General features: G+C 62.2%; 14 protein-coding genes and 1 tRNA gene. 13 read left to right on the forward strand and 2 right to left on the reverse strand.

Going from position 1 to position 17168, the window contains the following annotated elements; all coding sequences use genetic code 11:
- Positions 1-370 precede the first annotated feature (370 nt).
- The 3 genes from ACESL9_RS03775 to ACESL9_RS03785 all read left to right on the forward strand — a co-directional run bounded on the left by ACESL9_RS03775 (position 371) and on the right by ACESL9_RS03785 (position 2538).
- On the forward strand, positions 371-724 hold the full coding sequence (locus tag ACESL9_RS03775) for a hypothetical protein (protein WP_372614014.1): 354 nt from the start codon (positions 371-373) through the stop codon (positions 722-724).
- A 107-nt stretch (positions 725-831) separates the two neighbouring features.
- A complete protein-coding gene (locus ACESL9_RS03780) occupies positions 832-1671 on the forward strand; it encodes a Stf0 family sulfotransferase (RefSeq protein ID WP_372614016.1) in 840 nt (279 codons plus the stop codon).
- Positions 1672-1680: 9 nt separating this feature from the next.
- Positions 1681-2538, forward strand: a complete 858-nt coding sequence (locus tag ACESL9_RS03785) for a hypothetical protein (protein WP_372614018.1) — start codon at positions 1681-1683, stop codon at positions 2536-2538.
- Positions 2539-2551: 13 nt separating this feature from the next.
- On the opposite strand, the gene ACESL9_RS03790 is transcribed toward ACESL9_RS03785, so the two are convergent.
- A tRNA-Arg gene (locus ACESL9_RS03790) sits at positions 2552-2628 on the reverse strand.
- Between the two features lie 151 nt (positions 2629-2779).
- Here ACESL9_RS03790 and ACESL9_RS03795 point away from each other — a divergent pair.
- The 6 genes from ACESL9_RS03795 to ACESL9_RS03820 all read left to right on the forward strand — a co-directional run bounded on the left by ACESL9_RS03795 (position 2780) and on the right by ACESL9_RS03820 (position 9762).
- The gene (locus ACESL9_RS03795) at positions 2780-3814 is read left to right on the forward strand and encodes a LacI family DNA-binding transcriptional regulator (protein ID WP_372614020.1); all 1035 of its coding nucleotides are present in this window, start codon (positions 2780-2782) and stop codon (positions 3812-3814) included.
- Between the two features lie 80 nt (positions 3815-3894).
- Positions 3895-4761: a flagellar motor protein MotB gene (locus ACESL9_RS03800; RefSeq protein WP_372614022.1), complete on the forward strand. Its 867-nt coding sequence runs from the start codon at positions 3895-3897 to the stop codon at positions 4759-4761.
- A gap of 93 nt (positions 4762-4854) precedes the next feature.
- Positions 4855-6156, forward strand: a complete 1302-nt coding sequence (locus ACESL9_RS03805; protein WP_372614024.1) for a flagellar hook protein FlgE — start codon at positions 4855-4857, stop codon at positions 6154-6156.
- 40 nt (positions 6157-6196) lie between these two features.
- Complete coding sequence (gene flgK / locus ACESL9_RS03810) at positions 6197-7651, forward strand: flagellar hook-associated protein FlgK (RefSeq protein WP_372614026.1); 1455 nt, start codon at positions 6197-6199, stop codon at positions 7649-7651.
- Between the two features lie 3 nt (positions 7652-7654).
- Positions 7655-8665, forward strand: a complete 1011-nt coding sequence (locus ACESL9_RS03815) for a flagellin (RefSeq protein WP_372614028.1) — start codon at positions 7655-7657, stop codon at positions 8663-8665.
- Between the two features lie 41 nt (positions 8666-8706).
- Positions 8707-9762 (forward strand): flagellar basal body P-ring protein FlgI, encoded by a 1056-nt coding sequence (locus ACESL9_RS03820; protein ID WP_372614087.1) that lies wholly within the window; start codon positions 8707-8709, stop codon positions 9760-9762.
- A gap of 4 nt (positions 9763-9766) precedes the next feature.
- On the opposite strand, the gene ACESL9_RS03825 is transcribed toward ACESL9_RS03820, so the two are convergent.
- On the reverse strand, positions 9767-10363 hold the full coding sequence (locus ACESL9_RS03825) for a DUF1285 domain-containing protein (RefSeq protein ID WP_372614030.1): 597 nt from the start codon (positions 10361-10363) through the stop codon (positions 9767-9769).
- A 67-nt stretch (positions 10364-10430) separates the two neighbouring features.
- Between ACESL9_RS03825 and ACESL9_RS03830 the strand changes: the two genes are divergently transcribed.
- The 4 genes from ACESL9_RS03830 to ACESL9_RS03845 are packed head-to-tail and all read left to right on the forward strand — an operon-like array spanning position 10431 to position 17126.
- Positions 10431-11438 carry an AAA family ATPase gene (locus tag ACESL9_RS03830; protein ID WP_372614032.1) on the forward strand — a complete coding sequence of 336 codons (1008 nt, stop codon included), beginning with the start codon at positions 10431-10433 and terminating at the stop codon, positions 11436-11438.
- Positions 11435-12313, forward strand: a complete 879-nt coding sequence (locus ACESL9_RS03835) for a DUF58 domain-containing protein (RefSeq protein ID WP_372614034.1) — start codon at positions 11435-11437, stop codon at positions 12311-12313. Before ACESL9_RS03830 ends, ACESL9_RS03835 begins: the two co-directional genes overlap by 4 nt.
- Positions 12310-15069, forward strand: a complete 2760-nt coding sequence (locus ACESL9_RS03840; RefSeq protein WP_372674525.1) for a DUF4159 domain-containing protein — start codon at positions 12310-12312, stop codon at positions 15067-15069. The genes ACESL9_RS03835 and ACESL9_RS03840 overlap by 4 nt, the downstream gene beginning before the upstream one ends.
- Positions 15066-17126: a hypothetical protein gene (locus ACESL9_RS03845; protein ID WP_372614038.1), complete on the forward strand. Its 2061-nt coding sequence runs from the start codon at positions 15066-15068 to the stop codon at positions 17124-17126. The genes ACESL9_RS03840 and ACESL9_RS03845 overlap by 4 nt, the downstream gene beginning before the upstream one ends.
- Positions 17127-17168: the final 42 nt, after the last annotated feature.

Here is a 17168-nt window from a genome sequence, read left to right on the forward strand (position 1 = left end):
GGGTTATCCTCGAACGCTTCGCACTGCGCGAACTGCCCGATCCGGTCGGCCCGCGTGACCGTGAACTGCGTGGGCATCAACCGCGCAAGGCAGACCGCGCTTCGATCCCGGTCGCACCAGAGAAATGAACCGCACCGGGTTTGCCGCAGGCATGTTGATGTCAGTTGCGCGGCCATGGTCCGAGTTTCCAGCGCTGCCGGAAGAACCGAGCGGGCTGATGCCATCTTGACCCCAAGCAAGGTCCATGCGAACAAAACTCACCGGCTCGCCAGCCCCAAGTGAAACCGCGACCCACCCCGGACAGCCTGCCAAGCGGTCAAACTATCCGAAGCATATCCATTAAGTTGGCGCTGTAATGGAAAATGGAGACATGAAGAAAAAAAAATATGGCGCGACGCAACCTTGCCCGGCTTTTGAAGCGCTCTCAAAAAACCCCTATAGAGCGATGGCTTGTGGAAAAGCTGAGATAGGGGCGGGGCCGGTCGAAAATGGACCCAAAAATGTGAGAATGTGCCAAGCCCTTTTCGTGAACAAGTCAAGACCAGGACGCGAATTGACAAGTGATCTATTCCGAACCGGAAAGGGAAATTGCCGAATTGGATATGCACATATGCAATTTGCGTTTATCCAATCTTCTCGACCCGGTTTCCATCTTTTCAATGGAACAAAAGAAACTGCCCCTGAAACCGGGGCAGCGGATGTATTCGAAGATGCTGTTGTGTGAATCCATGTCGCATATCGTATCCTCAAACCTGTCCACTTCACTGCACGCTTCTTTTCCTTATCGCCCGCGGGGCTGAAATGAACCCTATTGATAGAAGGCCGACTCGAATGCCCGGACCGTCCCCGCGTGAAGAGCTTTTCCATAACCCCCAATTCGATTCCGGAGCCTTTGCCTCCAGCATGGAAAAAAAGGAAGCGCCGCGCACCTTCGGGATCATTTTCACGCCGCGGTCTGGCTCATCCTGGTTGACCGACGTTCTGAGCCAAACGCGTTTGTTGGGAAAACCGCAGGAATGGTTCAATCCGAATTTCGTGCCCAATATCACGCGCGCAGTGAATGCCAAGGATCTCGACAGTTATCTCAAGATGCTTCGCCGCAAGCATAAACCCGGGGGCTTTTTCTCATTTGAGGTGACAATTTACCAGATGTTGCGTGTGTTTGGTAGCGAACGCAACTTTCTTGCCCGCTTTCCGGAAACGACCCCGCTATTCTACCTGACCCGGGAAGACATGGTGCTCCAGGCCATTTCACTTTCCAAGGCAGTGCGCACCTCTGTATTTCATTCACCGAATGCATCGGATGACGAGATTGACAAGGCAGACACGGAATTCTCATATGATGCAGCCGAAATCAAACGGTGGCTCGATCATGTCTTTGATCAGGAGAAGAAGTGCGAGGCATTCTTTTCAGCCGCGGGCCTGCATCCGCACCGGATGAGTTACGAACAGGTCACCGCTGACGGGGCCGAAGCAACGGTGCGAAGATTCCTGCGTGTCCTGAAGCCAGAGAAGGCGACCGAACTGGTGATCCCGGATCTCGAGCCCAAGCACAGGAAGATCGCATCCAGCCGGAACGGCGACTACGCCACGCGGTTTCGCGAGGAGCATCCCGAAAAGATAGCCGAGATCGAGGCATTCCGAGCCGATCTTCCCGCTCTCGACACTTGAAGTCCCGCGATGTCGCGCAGGCTCTATATACACATCGGTGCGCACAAGACCGCCACAACGGCGGTTCAAAGGGCCTGTTGGAAAGAGCGCGGCATTCTTGCGCAGAATGATCTGCTCTACCCGGAGTCGAACATTTATCACTTTGGGCACCACCGGCTGGCCTTTGCGCTGAAGTCTCGCCCCGATCCGAAACGGGGCGATGTTCCGGACATGGATGAAGAGATCGCGGCGTTGCGCGACGCGATCGAGAGCGCCGATCGATCGAGGGTTCTCATATCCAGCGAGGCATTTTTCGTGATGCACAGGGCGAAGCTCAAACGCCTTCGCGCCGCGCTGGATGGCATTGACGTTCGCGTCCTGGCTTTCGTGCGCCGGCAGGACGATTACCTTTTATCGCTCTACAATCAAAATGCGCGCATGATCGGTAACGATTTCACCCGACCGTTGCGCAAATATGTTGCCGACCCACGCAGCATCGGAGGAGAAATCTCCTTCTTGCGTTGGTTGAACCTTTGGCGAGAAGTGTTCGGTGGGGATGCCGTGCATCTCTGGCGGTACGAGGATCGTGACCCGTTGGATGCCATGCTCGAGATCATCGGGCTTCCGGAAGGGCTCATCACGACGCGGGGCGGCGTGAACGCATCTTCCCCCGCGGTGGTGGTGGAAGCGGTACGCCTGGCCAAGCGTGCCGGCTTGCCGCGGCGGGTCCAGTCGGCTGTACGAAGCGCCACGACGCGCATGTTCGCCAACTGGCCGAGAAGACGGCTATCAGACTCTCAACGCGCCAGTATTCTCGATGTCTTCGCAGAGGAGAACGATGAGTTGTTTGCATCGTTCGACATGGAGAACACTTATCGCTTGTCGTGAAAGGATGGAACATTGGCGACCCCGGCAGGATTCGAACCTGCAACCTGCCCCTTAGGAGGGGGCTGCTCTATCCAGTTGAGCCACGGGGCCTTGCCCGGGCTTGTTAGCGCAGGATCGCCGGGTTGTCATGACCATGATTTCACTTGTCGCATCCTTTGTGCTCATGCACTTGCGTCACGGGTTGAACCGGGCCGATTCTTCGGGCTAACTGGACGAAGAGAATTCATGCCGGGCATCCCCCTTGACCACGCCTCCTAAGCGCCCCCTGACATTGCGAGACGTATCCGAAGCCTCCGGTGTTTCGGAGATGACGGTCAGCCGCGTGTTGCGCAATCGTGACGATGTTTCCGATGCGAGCCGGCAGAAAGTGCTGCAGGCGGCCAAGCGCCTGGGCTATGTGCCCAACAAGATCGCCGGCGCGCTGGCGAGCCAGCGGGTCAATCTCGTCGCGGTGATCATTCCGTCGATGTCCAACATGGTCTTTCCCGAGGTGATGACAGGAATCAGCCACACCCTGGAAGACAGCGGCCTTCAACCGGTTGTGGGGATCACCGACTATCTTCCCGAGAAGGAAGAAAGGGTGCTCTATGAAATGCTGTCCTGGCGGCCTTCCGGGGTGATCATCGCCGGGCTTGAACATTCCGAGGCGTCGCGCGCAATGCTCATGGCCAGCGGGATTCCCGTCGTTGAGATCATGGATACGGATGGCCAGCCGGTCGACTCGGTCGTTGGCATCTCGCATCGCGCGGCGGGACGCAAGATGGGTGAAGCCATCGTCGAAGCAGGCTACAGGAAGATCGCGTTTCTGGGGACGAAAATGCCGCTTGACCACCGCGCACGCAAGCGGTTCGAAGGATTCACCCAAGCCCTGGCCAAGGCCGGAATCGAAGCCGTCGATCACGAGTTCTACTCCGGTGGTTCGGCACTGGCAAAGGGACGGGAAATGACCGCGACCGTCCTGTCACGCACCAAGGATATTGATTTCATATATTATTCCAACGACATGATCGGCGCCGGGGGCCTTCTCTACCTTCTTGAGCAAGGAGTCGATGTGCCCGGACAGATCGGACTGGCCGGCTTCAACGGTGTCGAACTGCTCCAGGGCTTGCCGAAACGGCTCGCCACGATGGATGCCTGCCGGGCCGAAATCGGCCGGGAGGCGGCAAAGATCATCCTCGGGCGCAGCCAGGGCCAGGATGTCGATCCGTCACCGGTCAGGATCGAACTGACCCCGATGATTTCCCGGGGCGATACCTTGCGCGTGACGGGCGGCTGATCGCCGGGATGCAAGCGTTAAGCCAAACGTAAGATTTGGCCTGCTACACCTTTTCACGGGTGAGTTAGCAAGGTGGTGAGATGAGCGCGCAAAGCAATGCCGCGCCAGTCATCATCAAACGGAAGAAAGTCGTCACAAGTGGCGATCACCACGGCGGAGCGTGGAAAGTTGCCTATGCCGATTTCGTAACGGCGATGATGGCGTTCTTCCTTTTGATGTGGCTGCTGAACGCGACGACAGAGCAGCAAAGAAAGGGCGTTTCCGACTATTTCAGCCCGACGATTCCCGTTCACCGGGTATCTGGTGGAGGAGTTGGGGCCTTCGGAGGAGAGAGTGCCTTCTCCGAGCTTGAACTGCCGCAGAACGGCATTGGCGCGACGAATCGGCGCTCGACGGAGGCCCGGCAGGCGCGTGGAGAAAGTGGCCTGGCGGCGGAAGGTACCGAAGCCGATCCGATGCAGTCCGAGCCGGATGAGCAGACCGAAAAGCTCCTGCAGATTCAGGAAGCGCTCATGGGGCGCGCAGGGGAAAGCAAGTTGCCCGACGACATTCGCAAACACGTCGTCTCGCATGTGACGGACGAAGGCTTGATCCTCGAGTTTTTCGATGCAAGGGGCCAGCAATTGTTTGATCCCGGCGGCGATTCTCCCACCGAATTGCTGAATCGGATCGTGACATTTCTCATCCCGGTTCTGGGCCAGATCGGGAACGGTATCGCGATCGACGGGCACACGCGCGCCCGTGCCGTGGTCATGGTCGAAAACCCGGTTTGGGACCTGTCATCCTCGCGTGCAAGCAGAATGCGCGCCGCTCTCGAGGACGCGGGCTTGAAGTCTGCGCGTTTCAGGCGTGTGACGGGGCATGCCGACCAAAGCCTTGCGACCGACAACCCGATGTCGCTTCGCAACAACCGGATCGAGATCATCATCTTGCGGGACAACACGTGAATGCATGGAGGATTTTAGCCGTTAGGTCGCTGTTAATGGCCGCGCGTTATGCCTTGTCGCTGACCGATGTTGGTGCAGCAGAAAGGCGTGTCCATGACGATTTCATCTTCGCTCAATGCCGGCGTTTCCGGCCTTGCCGCAAACGCGACGCGTCTCGCGGCGATTTCCGACAATATCACGAACTCGTCCACGTTCGGCTACAAGCGGGTCGAAACCGATTTCCATTCCATGGTGATCTCGCCCGAGGGCGGGACCTATTCCGCCGGTGGCGTACGCAGCACGACACAACGCCTGATCGACGAGCGTGGCGCATTGCTTTCCACATCGAATCCCACGGACCTTGCGGTGCGCGGACGCGGCATGCTCCCGGTGGCCCAGATCTCGGACATCCTGAGCGACAATGGCGAGGCGCAGATGAACCTCTCGACCACGGGTTCGTTCCGCACCGATGAGAACGGCTACCTCAAGTCCGAAGCCGGTCAGGTTCTGCTGGGCTGGCCGGCCTTGGCGGACGGCACGATTCCGACCTATCCCAGAGACACGTCCGACGGGCTCGAACCGGTGCGCATCAACGTCAACGAATTCTCGGGGGAACCGACCACCAGGATCGACCTGGGTGTCAACCTGCCCGCTGTCCAGACAGAAGAGGGGGCGGAAGGAAAGACATCGGAACTCTCGGTGGAATACTATGATAATCTGGGAACCCCGGAGAACCTGACCATCGAGTTCACACCAACCGTTCCGGCGGCAGGGTCCTCGAACGAATGGACCATGACCATCACCGACTCGGCCTCACCGGGGGTGACCATCGGCGAATACACGCTGGAGTTCGACGACGGCCGCAGCTCGGGCGGAACGCTGCAATCGGTCACGACCGTCACGGGCGGGGCCTATGATCCCGCAACAGGGGCGATGATCGTCGATGTTGCGGGTGGGCCGGTGGAACTCGATATCGGGCTTCTCGGTGCGGCTGACGGTCTGACCCAGCTGTCGGACACTTTCGCGCCGGTGTCGATCTCGAAAGATGGGTTTCCCGTGGGCAACATGACATCGGTCGAGGTCGATGCCAACGGGATGGTGAAGGCACTGTTCGACACGGGGATCACCCGAACAATCTATCAGGTTCCACTGGTGGACCTGCCCAACCCGAACGGCATGGTGGCACTCGACGAACAAACCTATCGGCCTTCGCCGGAAAGCGGGCCGTATTTCCTTTGGGATGCGGGCGACGGGCCGACAGGTGATATCGCGTCCTTCGCCCGGGAAGAATCGACAACCGATGTCGCGGGCGAACTGACCTCCATGATCGAGACCCAACGTGCCTATTCCTCGAACGCCAAGGTCATTCAGACCGTGGACGAGATGCTTCAGGAAACCACCAATATCAAACGCTGAAACCTGAAGTGAGACACATTTCATCCCGAAGGAGCTTGCCATGAGTCTGTCCGGAGCCCTGTCCAATGCGCTTTCGGGCCTGAATGCGGCCTCACGTTCCTCCCAGGTGACGGCGTCGAACCTGTCGAATGCCACCACTCCGGGCTATGGCCGCCGCGAAGTCGAGCTGGGTGCGAACGGTTTGGGAACGCATGGCGGCGTCTCCGTTCTGGGCACCACCCGCCATATGAATCCCGGCCTGCTCTCGGAAGTCCGCCTGGCCAGCGCAGCGCGGGCCGGGTCGGATGAGACCGCGAAATTTCATGATCGTCTCGAAACGTTGATCGGCTTGCCATCCGACCCGGCATCACTCGGCGCCACAATCACGCGTTTCGAAAGCGCGCTTGTCGAGGCGGCCAGCCGCCCGGACCTCACCGAACGCCTTGGTGCCGTTCTGCAAAGCGCCGAGGACCTCGCCAGTGGGTTCAAGCAGGTGTCGGATGGCATTCAGTCCATGCGCGGAGAAGCGGATCGCAAGATTGCGAGCGACGTAGACTCCCTCAACACGCTCCTGTCGCAAGTGCGCGACATCAATCGACAAATCACTGTATCAACTGTGAATGGCCGGGACAGTTCGGCACTCGAGGATCAGCGGCAGGTCATGATCGACAGCATCGCCGAGATCGTCCCGGTCAAGGAGACAAAGCGGGAGCTTGGCGCGGTCGCGCTCTTTACATCGGGCGGGGCGATCCTCCTCGATGGGAACGCCGCGCGGGTCGAATTCTCGGCAACCAACATGACCGCACCACACATGACACAGGCCGGTGGAGAGCTGTCCGGGTTGACGATCAACGGCAGGCGGGTCGCCACCGACGCCGAGGGCGGCCCGATGCATGGCGGACGATTGGGGGCCTTGTTCGAATTTCGCGACGAAATCGCTCCGAAGATCCAGACCCAGGTCGATGCCACGGCACGCGATCTCGTAGAGCGGTTCGAAAGCGCGGGGCTCGATGCGACCCGCACCGCCGGTGATCCCGGTCTGTTCACGGATGGCGGGGCGGCCCTCGCACCCGGCGATGAAACCGGCTTGTCCGGTCGCCTGGCGCTCAATGACGCCGTGGTTCCCGAAAATGGCGGTGCGCTCTGGCGACTGCGCGACGGCCTCGGCGCAGCCGATCCGGGCCCGGTTGGCAATGGCACACTGCTTCGCGACATGGCGTCGGCCCTTTCAGAAGGCCGAACCCCGGCATCCGGGGCCTTCGGCCCGGGCAAGTTGAGCGCCGCGGGTTTGCAATCGGGGTTGCTCGACCAGATCTCGAATGACCGCAACGCGAGCGAACTTGAGCAATCCTTCGCAGCGGCCCGGTTCGACTCGGCCAATTCTCAACTGCTTGCCGAGGGCGTCGATTCCGATCAGGAAATGCAGCGCCTGATGCAGATCGAACAGGCCTATGCCGCGAACGCGCGCCTGCTTCAAACCGTCGGCGAAATGTTCGACGCCCTGATAAGGATCTGATCCATGCCAAATCTTTCCGTTGGTGACATGTCGCAATCGGTGCTGCTGCGACAGCAGAACACGCGCTTGTCCTCCGAACTCGGACGCTTGACCGAGGAGCTTGCAACCGGCCGGACCGCCGATCCGTCACGGCATCTGAAAGGCAATTTCAGTCACCTGAGCGCGCTTGAACGTGACCGGACGACACTCGAAAGCTATGGCATGGCCGCAACCGAGGCACAGACCTTCACCGGCACCATGCAAACGGCACTGGGCAAGGTACAGGAGACGTCCGGCAATCTCGCGGCGGATCTGCTCGCTGCGGGAAACGGCGGGTTGCCCGAGGTTGTGCAATCCACGTCGGGCAAGGCCGGCGAGGCATTCGACGCGCTGGTGACGACGCTGAACAGCTCGGTTGCCGGGCAGGCTCTCTTTGCCGGCGCGCGCACGGATGCCACCGCCCTCGCCAGCGCCGATGCGATGCTCACGGAAATTCGCGGCGAGATCTCCGGCGAAACCGATCTGCCCGGCATGATTGCGGCGGTCGAGGCCTGGTTCAACACACCTGGCGGCGGCTTCGAGACCGTTGGGTATCTGGGCGAACAGAACGGGACAAAGCCCTTCTTGCTCGGCGAGAACGAGACTGTATCCCTCAATCTCGGCGCCGACGCCCCACAACTGCGCAGTATTCTCATGCACACGGCAATCGCCGCCCTCGCGGCAGATCCTGAGCTCGGCTTGCCGAACGAGCTGCAGAAAAGCCTTTTGGCCCATGCCGGAAACGGCCTGGTTGCCGCACAGGATCCGCTGACCGGAATTCGTGCCGATCTGGGATACACCGAGGCCCGCGTCGAAGAGATCGCAACCCGGATTGCCAGCGAAAAGACGGCATCGGAATATGCCATCAACACACTCCTCGGTGTCGACCCTTTCGAGACTGTGACACGGCTCGAAGAGGTTCAGCTTCAACTTGAAAGTCTCTACACCGCCACGGTCAGGCTCGGCAGACTGTCGCTTGCGGAGTACATGCGATGAAGTTGCTCCTGGTTTTCCCCGTCCTTCTGGCGCTGACCGGGATGGCGCATGGCAGCGAAATCCGGATCAAGAACCTCGTCGAGTTCGACGGTGTCCGCGGGAATGACCTGGTGGGTTATGGTCTCGTGGTCGGCCTGAACGGGACGGGTGACGGGATTCGAAATGCCCCGTTCACCGAAGAAATCATGTCGAGCATCCTCGAACGCCTGGATGTGAACGTGACCGGTGAACAGTTCCGACCCAAGAACGTGGCCGCGGTTTTCGTCACCGCCACGCTTCCGCCCTTTTCGAGGTCCGGCAGCCAGATCGACGTGACGGTCTCGGCGATCGGCGACGCCAAGAGCCTCTTGGGCGGGACCTTGATAATGACGCCGCTGAACGCGGCGGATGGACAGATCTACGCCGTTGCACAGGGAACGATCATCGCGGGCGGCGCGGCAGCCGAAGGCGCGGCGGCCGCCGTCGTTCAGGGTGTGCCCACATCCGGCGTGATTCCGTCGGGTGCGCGGGTGGAGCGGGAGGTCGATTTCGAGCTCGCCTCACTCGACACCGTGCGCATCGCGCTGCGCGAGCCGGATTTCACGACCGCGGCGCGGATCGAAACCGCGATCAATGCCTCGCTGGGGCGCCAGGTCGCGATGATGCTCGATTCGGGCACTGTGCGGCTTGATGTTGCAGCGATGAATGCGCGCTCACCGGCCCATGCCATCGGCCGGATAGAAAACATCCTCGTTCAACCCGAGCACAAGGCGCGGGTGGTTGTCGACCAGAGATCAGGCACGATCGTCATGGGGCAGGACGTGCGCATTTCCCGCGTTGCCGTGTCGCAGGGGAATCTCAACCTCCGCGTCCAGGAGCAACCGATCGTGGTTCAGCCCAACCCCTTCGCCGAGGGCGACACGATCACGGTGCCGAGAACGGATGTCGAGATCGAGGAGGAACCGGGCGTGGCGCTCGCAGAGGTTTCGCCGGGCACCTCGCTGTCAGAAGTTGTCGCCGGGCTGAATGCCCTCGGCGTCGCCCCGCGCGACATGATCGACATCCTCAAGAGCATCAAGGCCGCAGGCGCCCTTCATGCCGAATTCGTCGTGCATTGACACCTCACGTGTCATCCATGTCCGATGATCTGAGGATGGGAAAGAACACCCCGTCGGACCACACTCCGAACCAATCGACGCCGTCAATCTCGTGCTGCGCTCCAAGCTCGACAAGGCGGTAGAAGCTCTTTCGGTCGATCAGGGCTTCCAGGTTCGCGCGAATCAGAACATAGGGTCTTGGCTCACCGGTATCGGCGTCGATCTCGACCCGGATCGGGTTCTCCGCGGAAGCCGCCGCATGGTCCCCGACATTGGTGCCAAAGGTCAAGACCTGGTCCCGGCCCTCGCCTTCGCGCGTGAAATCGACCGCCACGAAGGGCGCATCATCCACCGTGATTCCCACCTTCTCGACCGGGGTCACAAGAAAATAGTCGTCCCCGTCCTTGCGCAATATGGTGGAAAACAGCCTGACCAATTCCGGGCGCCCGATCGGCGTTCCGAGATAGTACCACGTGCCATCCGGCGCGATGCGCATGTCGAGATCACCGCAAAACGGCGGATTCCACTTGTGCACCGGGGGCAGGCCCTTCGCGCCCTTGGCTGCCTTTGCCGAGGCAACAACCCCTTCCAATGACGGGTTCACGGTCATTTGTCCGCTCATAGCTTTTGCCATTCCTGTTCCGCGCGTTACACTCAGCCGAGGCTATCCGAACTGCAGGAGTTTTTCCATGTCCCATTCCGAAACCCTGGTCCCCGAGATCGAGGCGCTCGAAGAGCGGCTTGCCCGCGCCAAGGCCTCGATCACGCGGCGTTTCATCGGCCAGGGCTCGGTTGTCGACCTGACGCTTTCGGCGCTTCTTTGCGGCGGTCACGGGCTTTTGATCGGGCTGCCCGGCCTTGGAAAGACCCGGCTGGTCGAAACGCTTTCGACGGTGATGGGGCTCGAAGGAAACAGGGTTCAATTCACGCCCGACCTCATGCCTTCGGATATCCTGGGCAGCGAGGTGCTCGAAACCGGCACTGATGGCAGCCGCAGCTTCAAGTTCATCGAGGGGCCGGTGTTCTGCCAGCTTCTGATGGCCGATGAAATCAACCGCGCCAGCCCGCGCACGCAATCCGCTCTGCTTCAGGCCATGCAGGAGCGGCGCGTCACCGTTGCGGGCAAGGACCGGGCGCTTGAGACGCCGTTTCACGTTCTCGCCACGCAGAACCCGATCGAACAGGAAGGCACCTACCCCCTGCCCGAGGCACAGCTCGACCGATTCCTCGTGCAGATCGACGTCGCATACCCGGACCGGGACACCGAGAAATCCATCCTTCTGGAAACGACCGGGGAGACCGAACAGCAGGCAGAGAACGTGTTTTCCGCGTCTGACCTGATCGCCGCGCAAAACCTGCTGCGGCGAATGCCGGTCGGGGATGCGATCGTGGAGCAGATCCTCGATCTGGTCCGTGCCTTTCGTCCCGACGACCCGACCGCGAGTGAAACCATCCGCACCAACGTGGCCTGGGGTCCCGGGCCGCGCGCCGCGCAGGCGCTCATGCTGACGGTCAGGGCACGCGCCCTGCTCGAAGGACGGTTGGCGCCGGGGCCGGATGACATCCTTGCCATGGCCCGGCCGGTCCTGAGCCACCGCATGGCCCTCAATTTCGCTGCCCGCGCACGCGGCGACAGCCTGACCGATCTGATCGACACGGTGGCACGCGATATCCTGCGCCACGAGGCCGCTGCGTGAGCCAGAGCCCGTCCTCTCTCAAGCAGACGGCCGAACAGGAGGCGTCGCGTCTTCCGTATCTGCTCGCCCGGGCGGACCATCTGGCCGGGTCCATTCTCATGGGCGAGCATGGGCGTCGCCGCGCCGGGCAGGGTGACGATTTCTGGCAATACCGCCCGATGCAGGCCGGGGATTCGCGGCGAATGATCGACTGGCGTCGCTCGGCCCGCTCCGACACGCAGTTCGTGCGTGAAAAGGAATGGCAGATCGCGCAAAGCGTGCAGCTCTGGATCGATCCTGCCGCCTCGATGCGCTTTGCCAGTTCGGATGCCCTCCCGGACAAGTCCGACCGCGCGCGACTGATCGGGCTGGCCCTTTCGATCCTGCTGTTGCGGGCCGGCGAACGTGTCGGCCTGTTGGGCGGGTTGCTGCCCCCGCGGCGCGGCGAGGTTCAGATCACCCGGCTGGCCCAGGCGCTGTCCGAGGATCAGGATGCCGACTATGCCGCGCCCGACACACGCGGCCTGATTGCGCATGCGTCCGCGGTGTTCGTGTCCGATTTCCTTGCCGATCCCGCCCCCGTTCTGTCGGCACTAACCGATGCGGCGGATCGCGGCGTGCGCGGCGTTCTGTTTCAGGTGCTCGACCCGGCCGAGGAAAGCTTCCCGTTCCGGGGACGCACCCTTTTCGAAAGCGTCGCCGGATCACTCTCGCATGAAACGCTCAAGGCGTCCGAACTGCGCGAGAATTATCTGGAAAGACTGGCGCGCCGAAAGGCCGAGCTTGAAGCCATGTGCGCCGTGGTCGGATGGCGTTATCATTGCCACCATACCAGCGAAAGCGCGCAATCCGCCCTGCTCTGGCTGTATCAGGCAATCGACGGAGCGCGCCGATGATGGGTGCACTTGCCTTTACGGCCCCCTGGCTGCTTCTCGCCCTGATCGCGCTGCCGGTGCTGTGGATCCTGCTGCGCGCCGTCCCCCCGGCCCCGATCCGCAGGCGATTTCCGGCGGTTACTCTTCTCCTTGGCCTCAAGGACGATGACAGCATTTCGGACCGCACGCCCTGGTGGCTCTTGCTGCTGCGCACGCTTGCGGTGGCGGCGATCATCATCGGCTTGGCCGGTCCGGTGCTGAACCCCGATGAGCGCGGTGCAGTCGGCCAGGGGCCGCTTCTCGTGGTGATGGACGGCGGCTGGGCCAGTGCCGATGACTGGGATGCGCGGATTCAGAAGGTCGACGAACTGTTGACCGAGGCAAGCCGGGCGGGCCGCACGGCGGCGGTGAGCCTCTTGGCCGGTCGCCCCGAAGCGCCGGTCTTCGTCTCGGCATCCGACCTGCGCGACACCCTCGCCGGGCTGCACCCGGCCCCGTGGCTGCCCACGCCCGAGCGGATGGAGCGATTTGCCGCACTGCTGCCCGAGCGTGATGACATGGAAACCGTCTGGCTGTCCGATGGTTTGGCACGCGACGGGCGCGAGGCGCTCTTCGAGACGTTCCAGGGGTCGGGGCGCACCACGATCCTCGAGGCCAACCGGGCGGTGCAGGCCATCACCGCGCCGCGCTACAAGGATGGCGCGATCGAGTTCGACCTGTCACGGTCGGCGACCGGTACCGCCGAGCCCGCCACGGTGCAGTTCATCGGAACCGATCCGAACGGGAGCGAGACGGTCCTCGACGAGCAGGAATTGGCCTTCGAACCGGGTCAGGCCGACATGACCGAAAGCCTGTCGCTCCCCGCGGAAATGCGTGGCCGAATCTCGCGGCTGGCTCTAAAGGGGGTCGAAAGTGCCGGCGCCGTGGCCCTCAGCGATGACAGCCTCGGACGCCGCGAGGTGGCGCTCGTCTCGACGCGCGAGGATCGTGAGGGGCTCGAATTGTTGTCGCCACTGCATTTCCTGCGAAACGCCCTGCAACCGAATGCGGAACTCCTCGAAGGGGCGCTGGGCGAGGTTCTGCCCGCCAATCCCGACGTGGTGATCCTTGCCGACATCGCAGAACTTGCCCCCGATGACGAGGCCGCCCTGACCGAATGGGTCGAAGAGGGCGGGCAGCTCTTGCGGTTCGCCGGTCCACGCGTCGCGGCCAGCGAAATCAGCCGCGAGGACGAGCATCCACTCATGCCGGTCAGGCTGCGCGCGGGCGGGCGCACGGTCGGCGGCGCGATGAGCTGGGGCGAGCCCAAGACGCTTGCGCCTTTTGACGACGATTCGCCCTTTGCCGGTCTGAACATCCCTGACGATGTCACCGTGAATGCACAGGTTCTGGCCCAGCCCGACCCGTCATTGTCGGATCGCGTTCTGGCGCGGTTGAGCGATGGCACCCCACTTGTCACAAGCAAGGGGATGGGCAACGGGCGGGTGACCTTCTTTCACGTCACCGCCAATGCCGAATGGTCGAGCCTGCCGCTCTCCGGGCTTTTCGTCGACATGCTGGATCGTCTGTCCGTCGCATCCGTCAGCACCCCCGGCGGGGAGCAGGATCTTTCCGACACCTTCTGGGAGCCGGTCCTCGTTCTCGACGGATATGGCAGGCTTGAAGATGGCAGCAGCCTGCCCGGCGTCGATGGTGAATCGCTTGTCACAGAGGCGCTGGGCGAGGAGATGCGCGCGGGCCTCTACCAACGGGACGACCGGGTGATCGCGCGAAATGTCTTTGCGCCCGGGGATCAACTGGCCGAGATGAACTGGCCCGAGAATGCCCGGGTTCTGGGCATGACGCGCAACGGCGAAATTCCACTTGCCGGATGGTTCCTGGCCTTGTCACTTGCCTTGCTCTGCTTCGATATCCTCGCCTCTCTGGCCCTGTCGGGGCGGCTTTACATCGCGCGCGGGGCGAGCGCCGCCAGTGTCTTGGCGTTGGCGATCCTGATCGCGCCGCCAAAGGCCACGGCCGATGACGAACGGGCGATCCGTGCCACCTCCGAGGTCGTTTTCGCGCATGTCCTGACAGGCGACAACAGCATTGACGACACCGCTCATGCCGGCCTGACGGGCTTGTCGCAAACTCTCTCTCAGCGCACATCGGTGGAGCCGGGCACGCCGATCGGCGTCGATCTCGAACAGGACGAACTGGCCTTTTACCCGATCATCTACTGGCCGATCACACCCGAACAGGCCCGACCCTCGGAGCGCGCCTATGACAAGCTCAACCAGTATCTGCGCTCGGGCGGGATGATCCTTTTCGACACGCGCGACGGCGACATCTCGGGCTATGGCACGGCAAGCCCGAATGGCCGCAAGCTTCAGCAACTTGCGCAACCACTCGACATTCCGCCGATCGAGCCCGTTCCGTCCGATCATGTGCTCACGCGCACCTTCTACCTGTTGAAGGAATTCCCGGGCCGACACCGCGATCGCGACATCTGGGTCGAGGCATCGCCGCCGGATGCGGAACAGGTCGAGGGCATGCCGTTCCGCAATCTCAACGACGGTGTGACACCGGTCGTGATCGGCGGCAACGACTGGGCGGCGGCCTGGGCGGTGGATGAGCGCGGAAACCCGAGCTACCCGGTGGGACGCGGCGTTGCCGGGGATCGCCAGCGTGAAATGGCCTACCGCTTCGGGGTCAACCTGATCATGTACGTGCTGACCGGGAACTACAAATCGGACCAGGTCCATGTGCCTGCGCTTCTGGACAGGCTGGGACAATGAACACATCCGTCGTCTTCATACCGCTTCTGCCCTGGCCGATCATTGCCGTTCTCGCACTGATCACCGCCGTCCTCCTGGGACTGGCCGTCTGGCGCGGTCTCTCGGGCTGGTTGTTGCGATTGCTCGGGGCCGCCGTCCTGATCCTGGCCTTGCTGTCTCCGCGCATTCAGCAGGAGGAGCGGCAGGCGCTGAACGATATCGCCATCGTCGTGGTCGACAACAGCTCCAGCCAGAGCCTCGCAGACAGGGCCGAGCAGACCGAAACCGCCTTCGAGGAACTCGAAACCCGCCTTTCGAACCTCGGCAACACCGAGATACGCCGCGTCGATGTGGGTGACGGTGCAGGCGATAGCGGGACACGGCTCATGACCGCGCTCACCCGGGCCCTGAACAAGGAGCCTCGTTCGCGAATTTCCGGCGTTTTCCTCGTGAGCGATGGCCGGATTCACGATGTCGAGAATGCCCCCGACCTGTCCGCGCCGATGCACCTGCTATTGACCGGTGAGCCATCCGACTGGGATCGGCAGATCGTTGTCGAAGATGCACCGGCCTTTGCCATTCTCGACGAGGAGGTCACGCTCACGGTCCGGGTCGAGGACAGTGGCGCGGTGCCCGACGACGCGTCTGTTGCCCCGCTCGAGGTATCGGTCGATGGCGAGCCGCCTGTCAGTCTCGACGTCCCGGTGGGGCGATCCGTCGACATCCCGATCCAGATCAATCACACCGGTCGCAACGTCTTTCAGATCTCGACGCCCGAGACCGAGGGCGAACTGACGGCACGCAACAATATCGCGCTGGTGCAGGTCAACGGCGTCCGGGACCGCCTGCGCGTGCTTCTTGTCTCGGGTGAGCCACATCCAGGCAGCCGGACATGGCGCAATCTCCTGAAATCCGACAGCTCCGTGGATCTGGTGCATTTCACGATCCTAAGACCACCGGAAAAGCAGGATGGCGTACCGGTCGGGGAGCTTTCGCTCATCGCCTTTCCCACCCGGGAATTGTTCATCGAGAAGATCGACGATTTCGACCTGATCATCTTCGACCGTTACAAGCGGCGGGGGATTCTGCCCTCGGTCTATCTCGACAATGTGCGCCAGTATGTCGAGGGAGGCGGGGCCGTCCTCGTTGCGGCGGGTCCGGATTTCGCCAGCGCCGACAGCATTTTCCGCTCGCCCCTCTCCGAGGTTCTGCCCGCAAGCCCGACCGCCAGGGTGATCGAGCGGGGATATCGCCCGAAGGTGAGCGAGCTTGGCAAGCGCCACCCCGTCACGTCAAACCTCGATGCATCCGATCAGCCTGCCGATTGGGGCCGCTGGATGCGCCAGATCGAGGTGACACCGGTAGAAGAGCGTGACGGTCATGTCGTCATGGATGGACACGAGGGTGCGCCGCTGCTGGTCCTCGACCGGGTCGGCGAGGGGCGGATCGCGCTCCTGGCGTCGGATCACGCCTGGCTCTGGAACCGCGGTTTCGAAGGCGGCGGTCCGCAACTGGACTTGCTGCGGCGCCTTTCGCACTGGATGATGAAGGAGCCGGAGCTCGAGGAGGAAGATCTTGTCGCCGAGCCCGATGGCAAGGATATCAAGATCACCCGGCGCACGCTGGCCGACACGGCCGCCCCCGTCACGGTGACGTCGCCGGATGGCGAATCCTCTGAACACCGGCTGGTCGAAAGTGCTCCGGGCGTGTTCGAGGGCACCGCCGAGGGCGACGAGATCGGGCTTTACCGGCTGTCCGACGACGAGAAATCCGCCCTGGTGGGTCTCGGGCCGATCTCGCCGCGCGAATTCGTCGATACCGTTGCAGGGCCGGACTGGGTCGAACCCGTTCTGGAGGCACATCGCGGCGGCTCGAAACGCCTGAGCGAAGGAATGCCGACCATCAGAACGGTCAAGACGGGAAGGCCGGCAACGGGGCGCGGCTGGCTGGGCATCACCCCGCGCGCGGCCTATGACGTGACGGACATGAAAACGCGCGCCCTGTTGCCCGCATGGTTGTCGCTCCTGCTGGCAGCCGGCCTGCTGATCCTGGCGTGGCTCAGGGAAGGGCGTCGCTAGATCCGCCATCCCGACAAGGCGCGTTGCGGCGCGCCCTGGCCC

The organism is Aquicoccus sp. (genome assembly GCF_041686535.1).
In the GTDB taxonomy this organism is placed as follows: domain Bacteria; phylum Pseudomonadota; class Alphaproteobacteria; order Rhodobacterales; family Rhodobacteraceae; genus Aquicoccus.

Bases quoted from the DNA above. Each gene is read 5' to 3' on its own strand.
- ACESL9_RS03775 (WP_372614014.1), top strand. From the start codon at position 371: ATGAAGAAAAAAAAATATGGCGCGACGCAACCTTGCCCGGCTTTTGAA.
- ACESL9_RS03780 (WP_372614016.1), top strand. From the start codon at position 832: ATGCCCGGACCGTCCCCGCGTGAAGAGCTTTTCCATAACCCCCAATTC.
- ACESL9_RS03785 (WP_372614018.1), top strand. From the start codon at position 1,681: ATGTCGCGCAGGCTCTATATACACATCGGTGCGCACAAGACCGCCACA.
- ACESL9_RS03800 (WP_372614022.1), top strand. From the start codon at position 3,895: ATGAGCGCGCAAAGCAATGCCGCGCCAGTCATCATCAAACGGAAGAAA.
- ACESL9_RS03805 (WP_372614024.1), top strand. From the start codon at position 4,855: ATGACGATTTCATCTTCGCTCAATGCCGGCGTTTCCGGCCTTGCCGCA.
- flgK (WP_372614026.1), top strand. From the start codon at position 6,197: ATGAGTCTGTCCGGAGCCCTGTCCAATGCGCTTTCGGGCCTGAATGCG.
- ACESL9_RS03815 (WP_372614028.1), top strand. From the start codon at position 7,655: ATGCCAAATCTTTCCGTTGGTGACATGTCGCAATCGGTGCTGCTGCGA.
- ACESL9_RS03820 (WP_372614087.1), top strand. From the start codon at position 8,707: ATGGCGCATGGCAGCGAAATCCGGATCAAGAACCTCGTCGAGTTCGAC.
- ACESL9_RS03825 (WP_372614030.1), bottom strand. From the start codon at position 10,363: ATGAGCGGACAAATGACCGTGAACCCGTCATTGGAAGGGGTTGTTGCC.
- ACESL9_RS03830 (WP_372614032.1), top strand. From the start codon at position 10,431: ATGTCCCATTCCGAAACCCTGGTCCCCGAGATCGAGGCGCTCGAAGAG.
- ACESL9_RS03840 (WP_372674525.1), top strand. From the start codon at position 12,310: ATGATGGGTGCACTTGCCTTTACGGCCCCCTGGCTGCTTCTCGCCCTG.
- ACESL9_RS03845 (WP_372614038.1), top strand. From the start codon at position 15,066: ATGAACACATCCGTCGTCTTCATACCGCTTCTGCCCTGGCCGATCATT.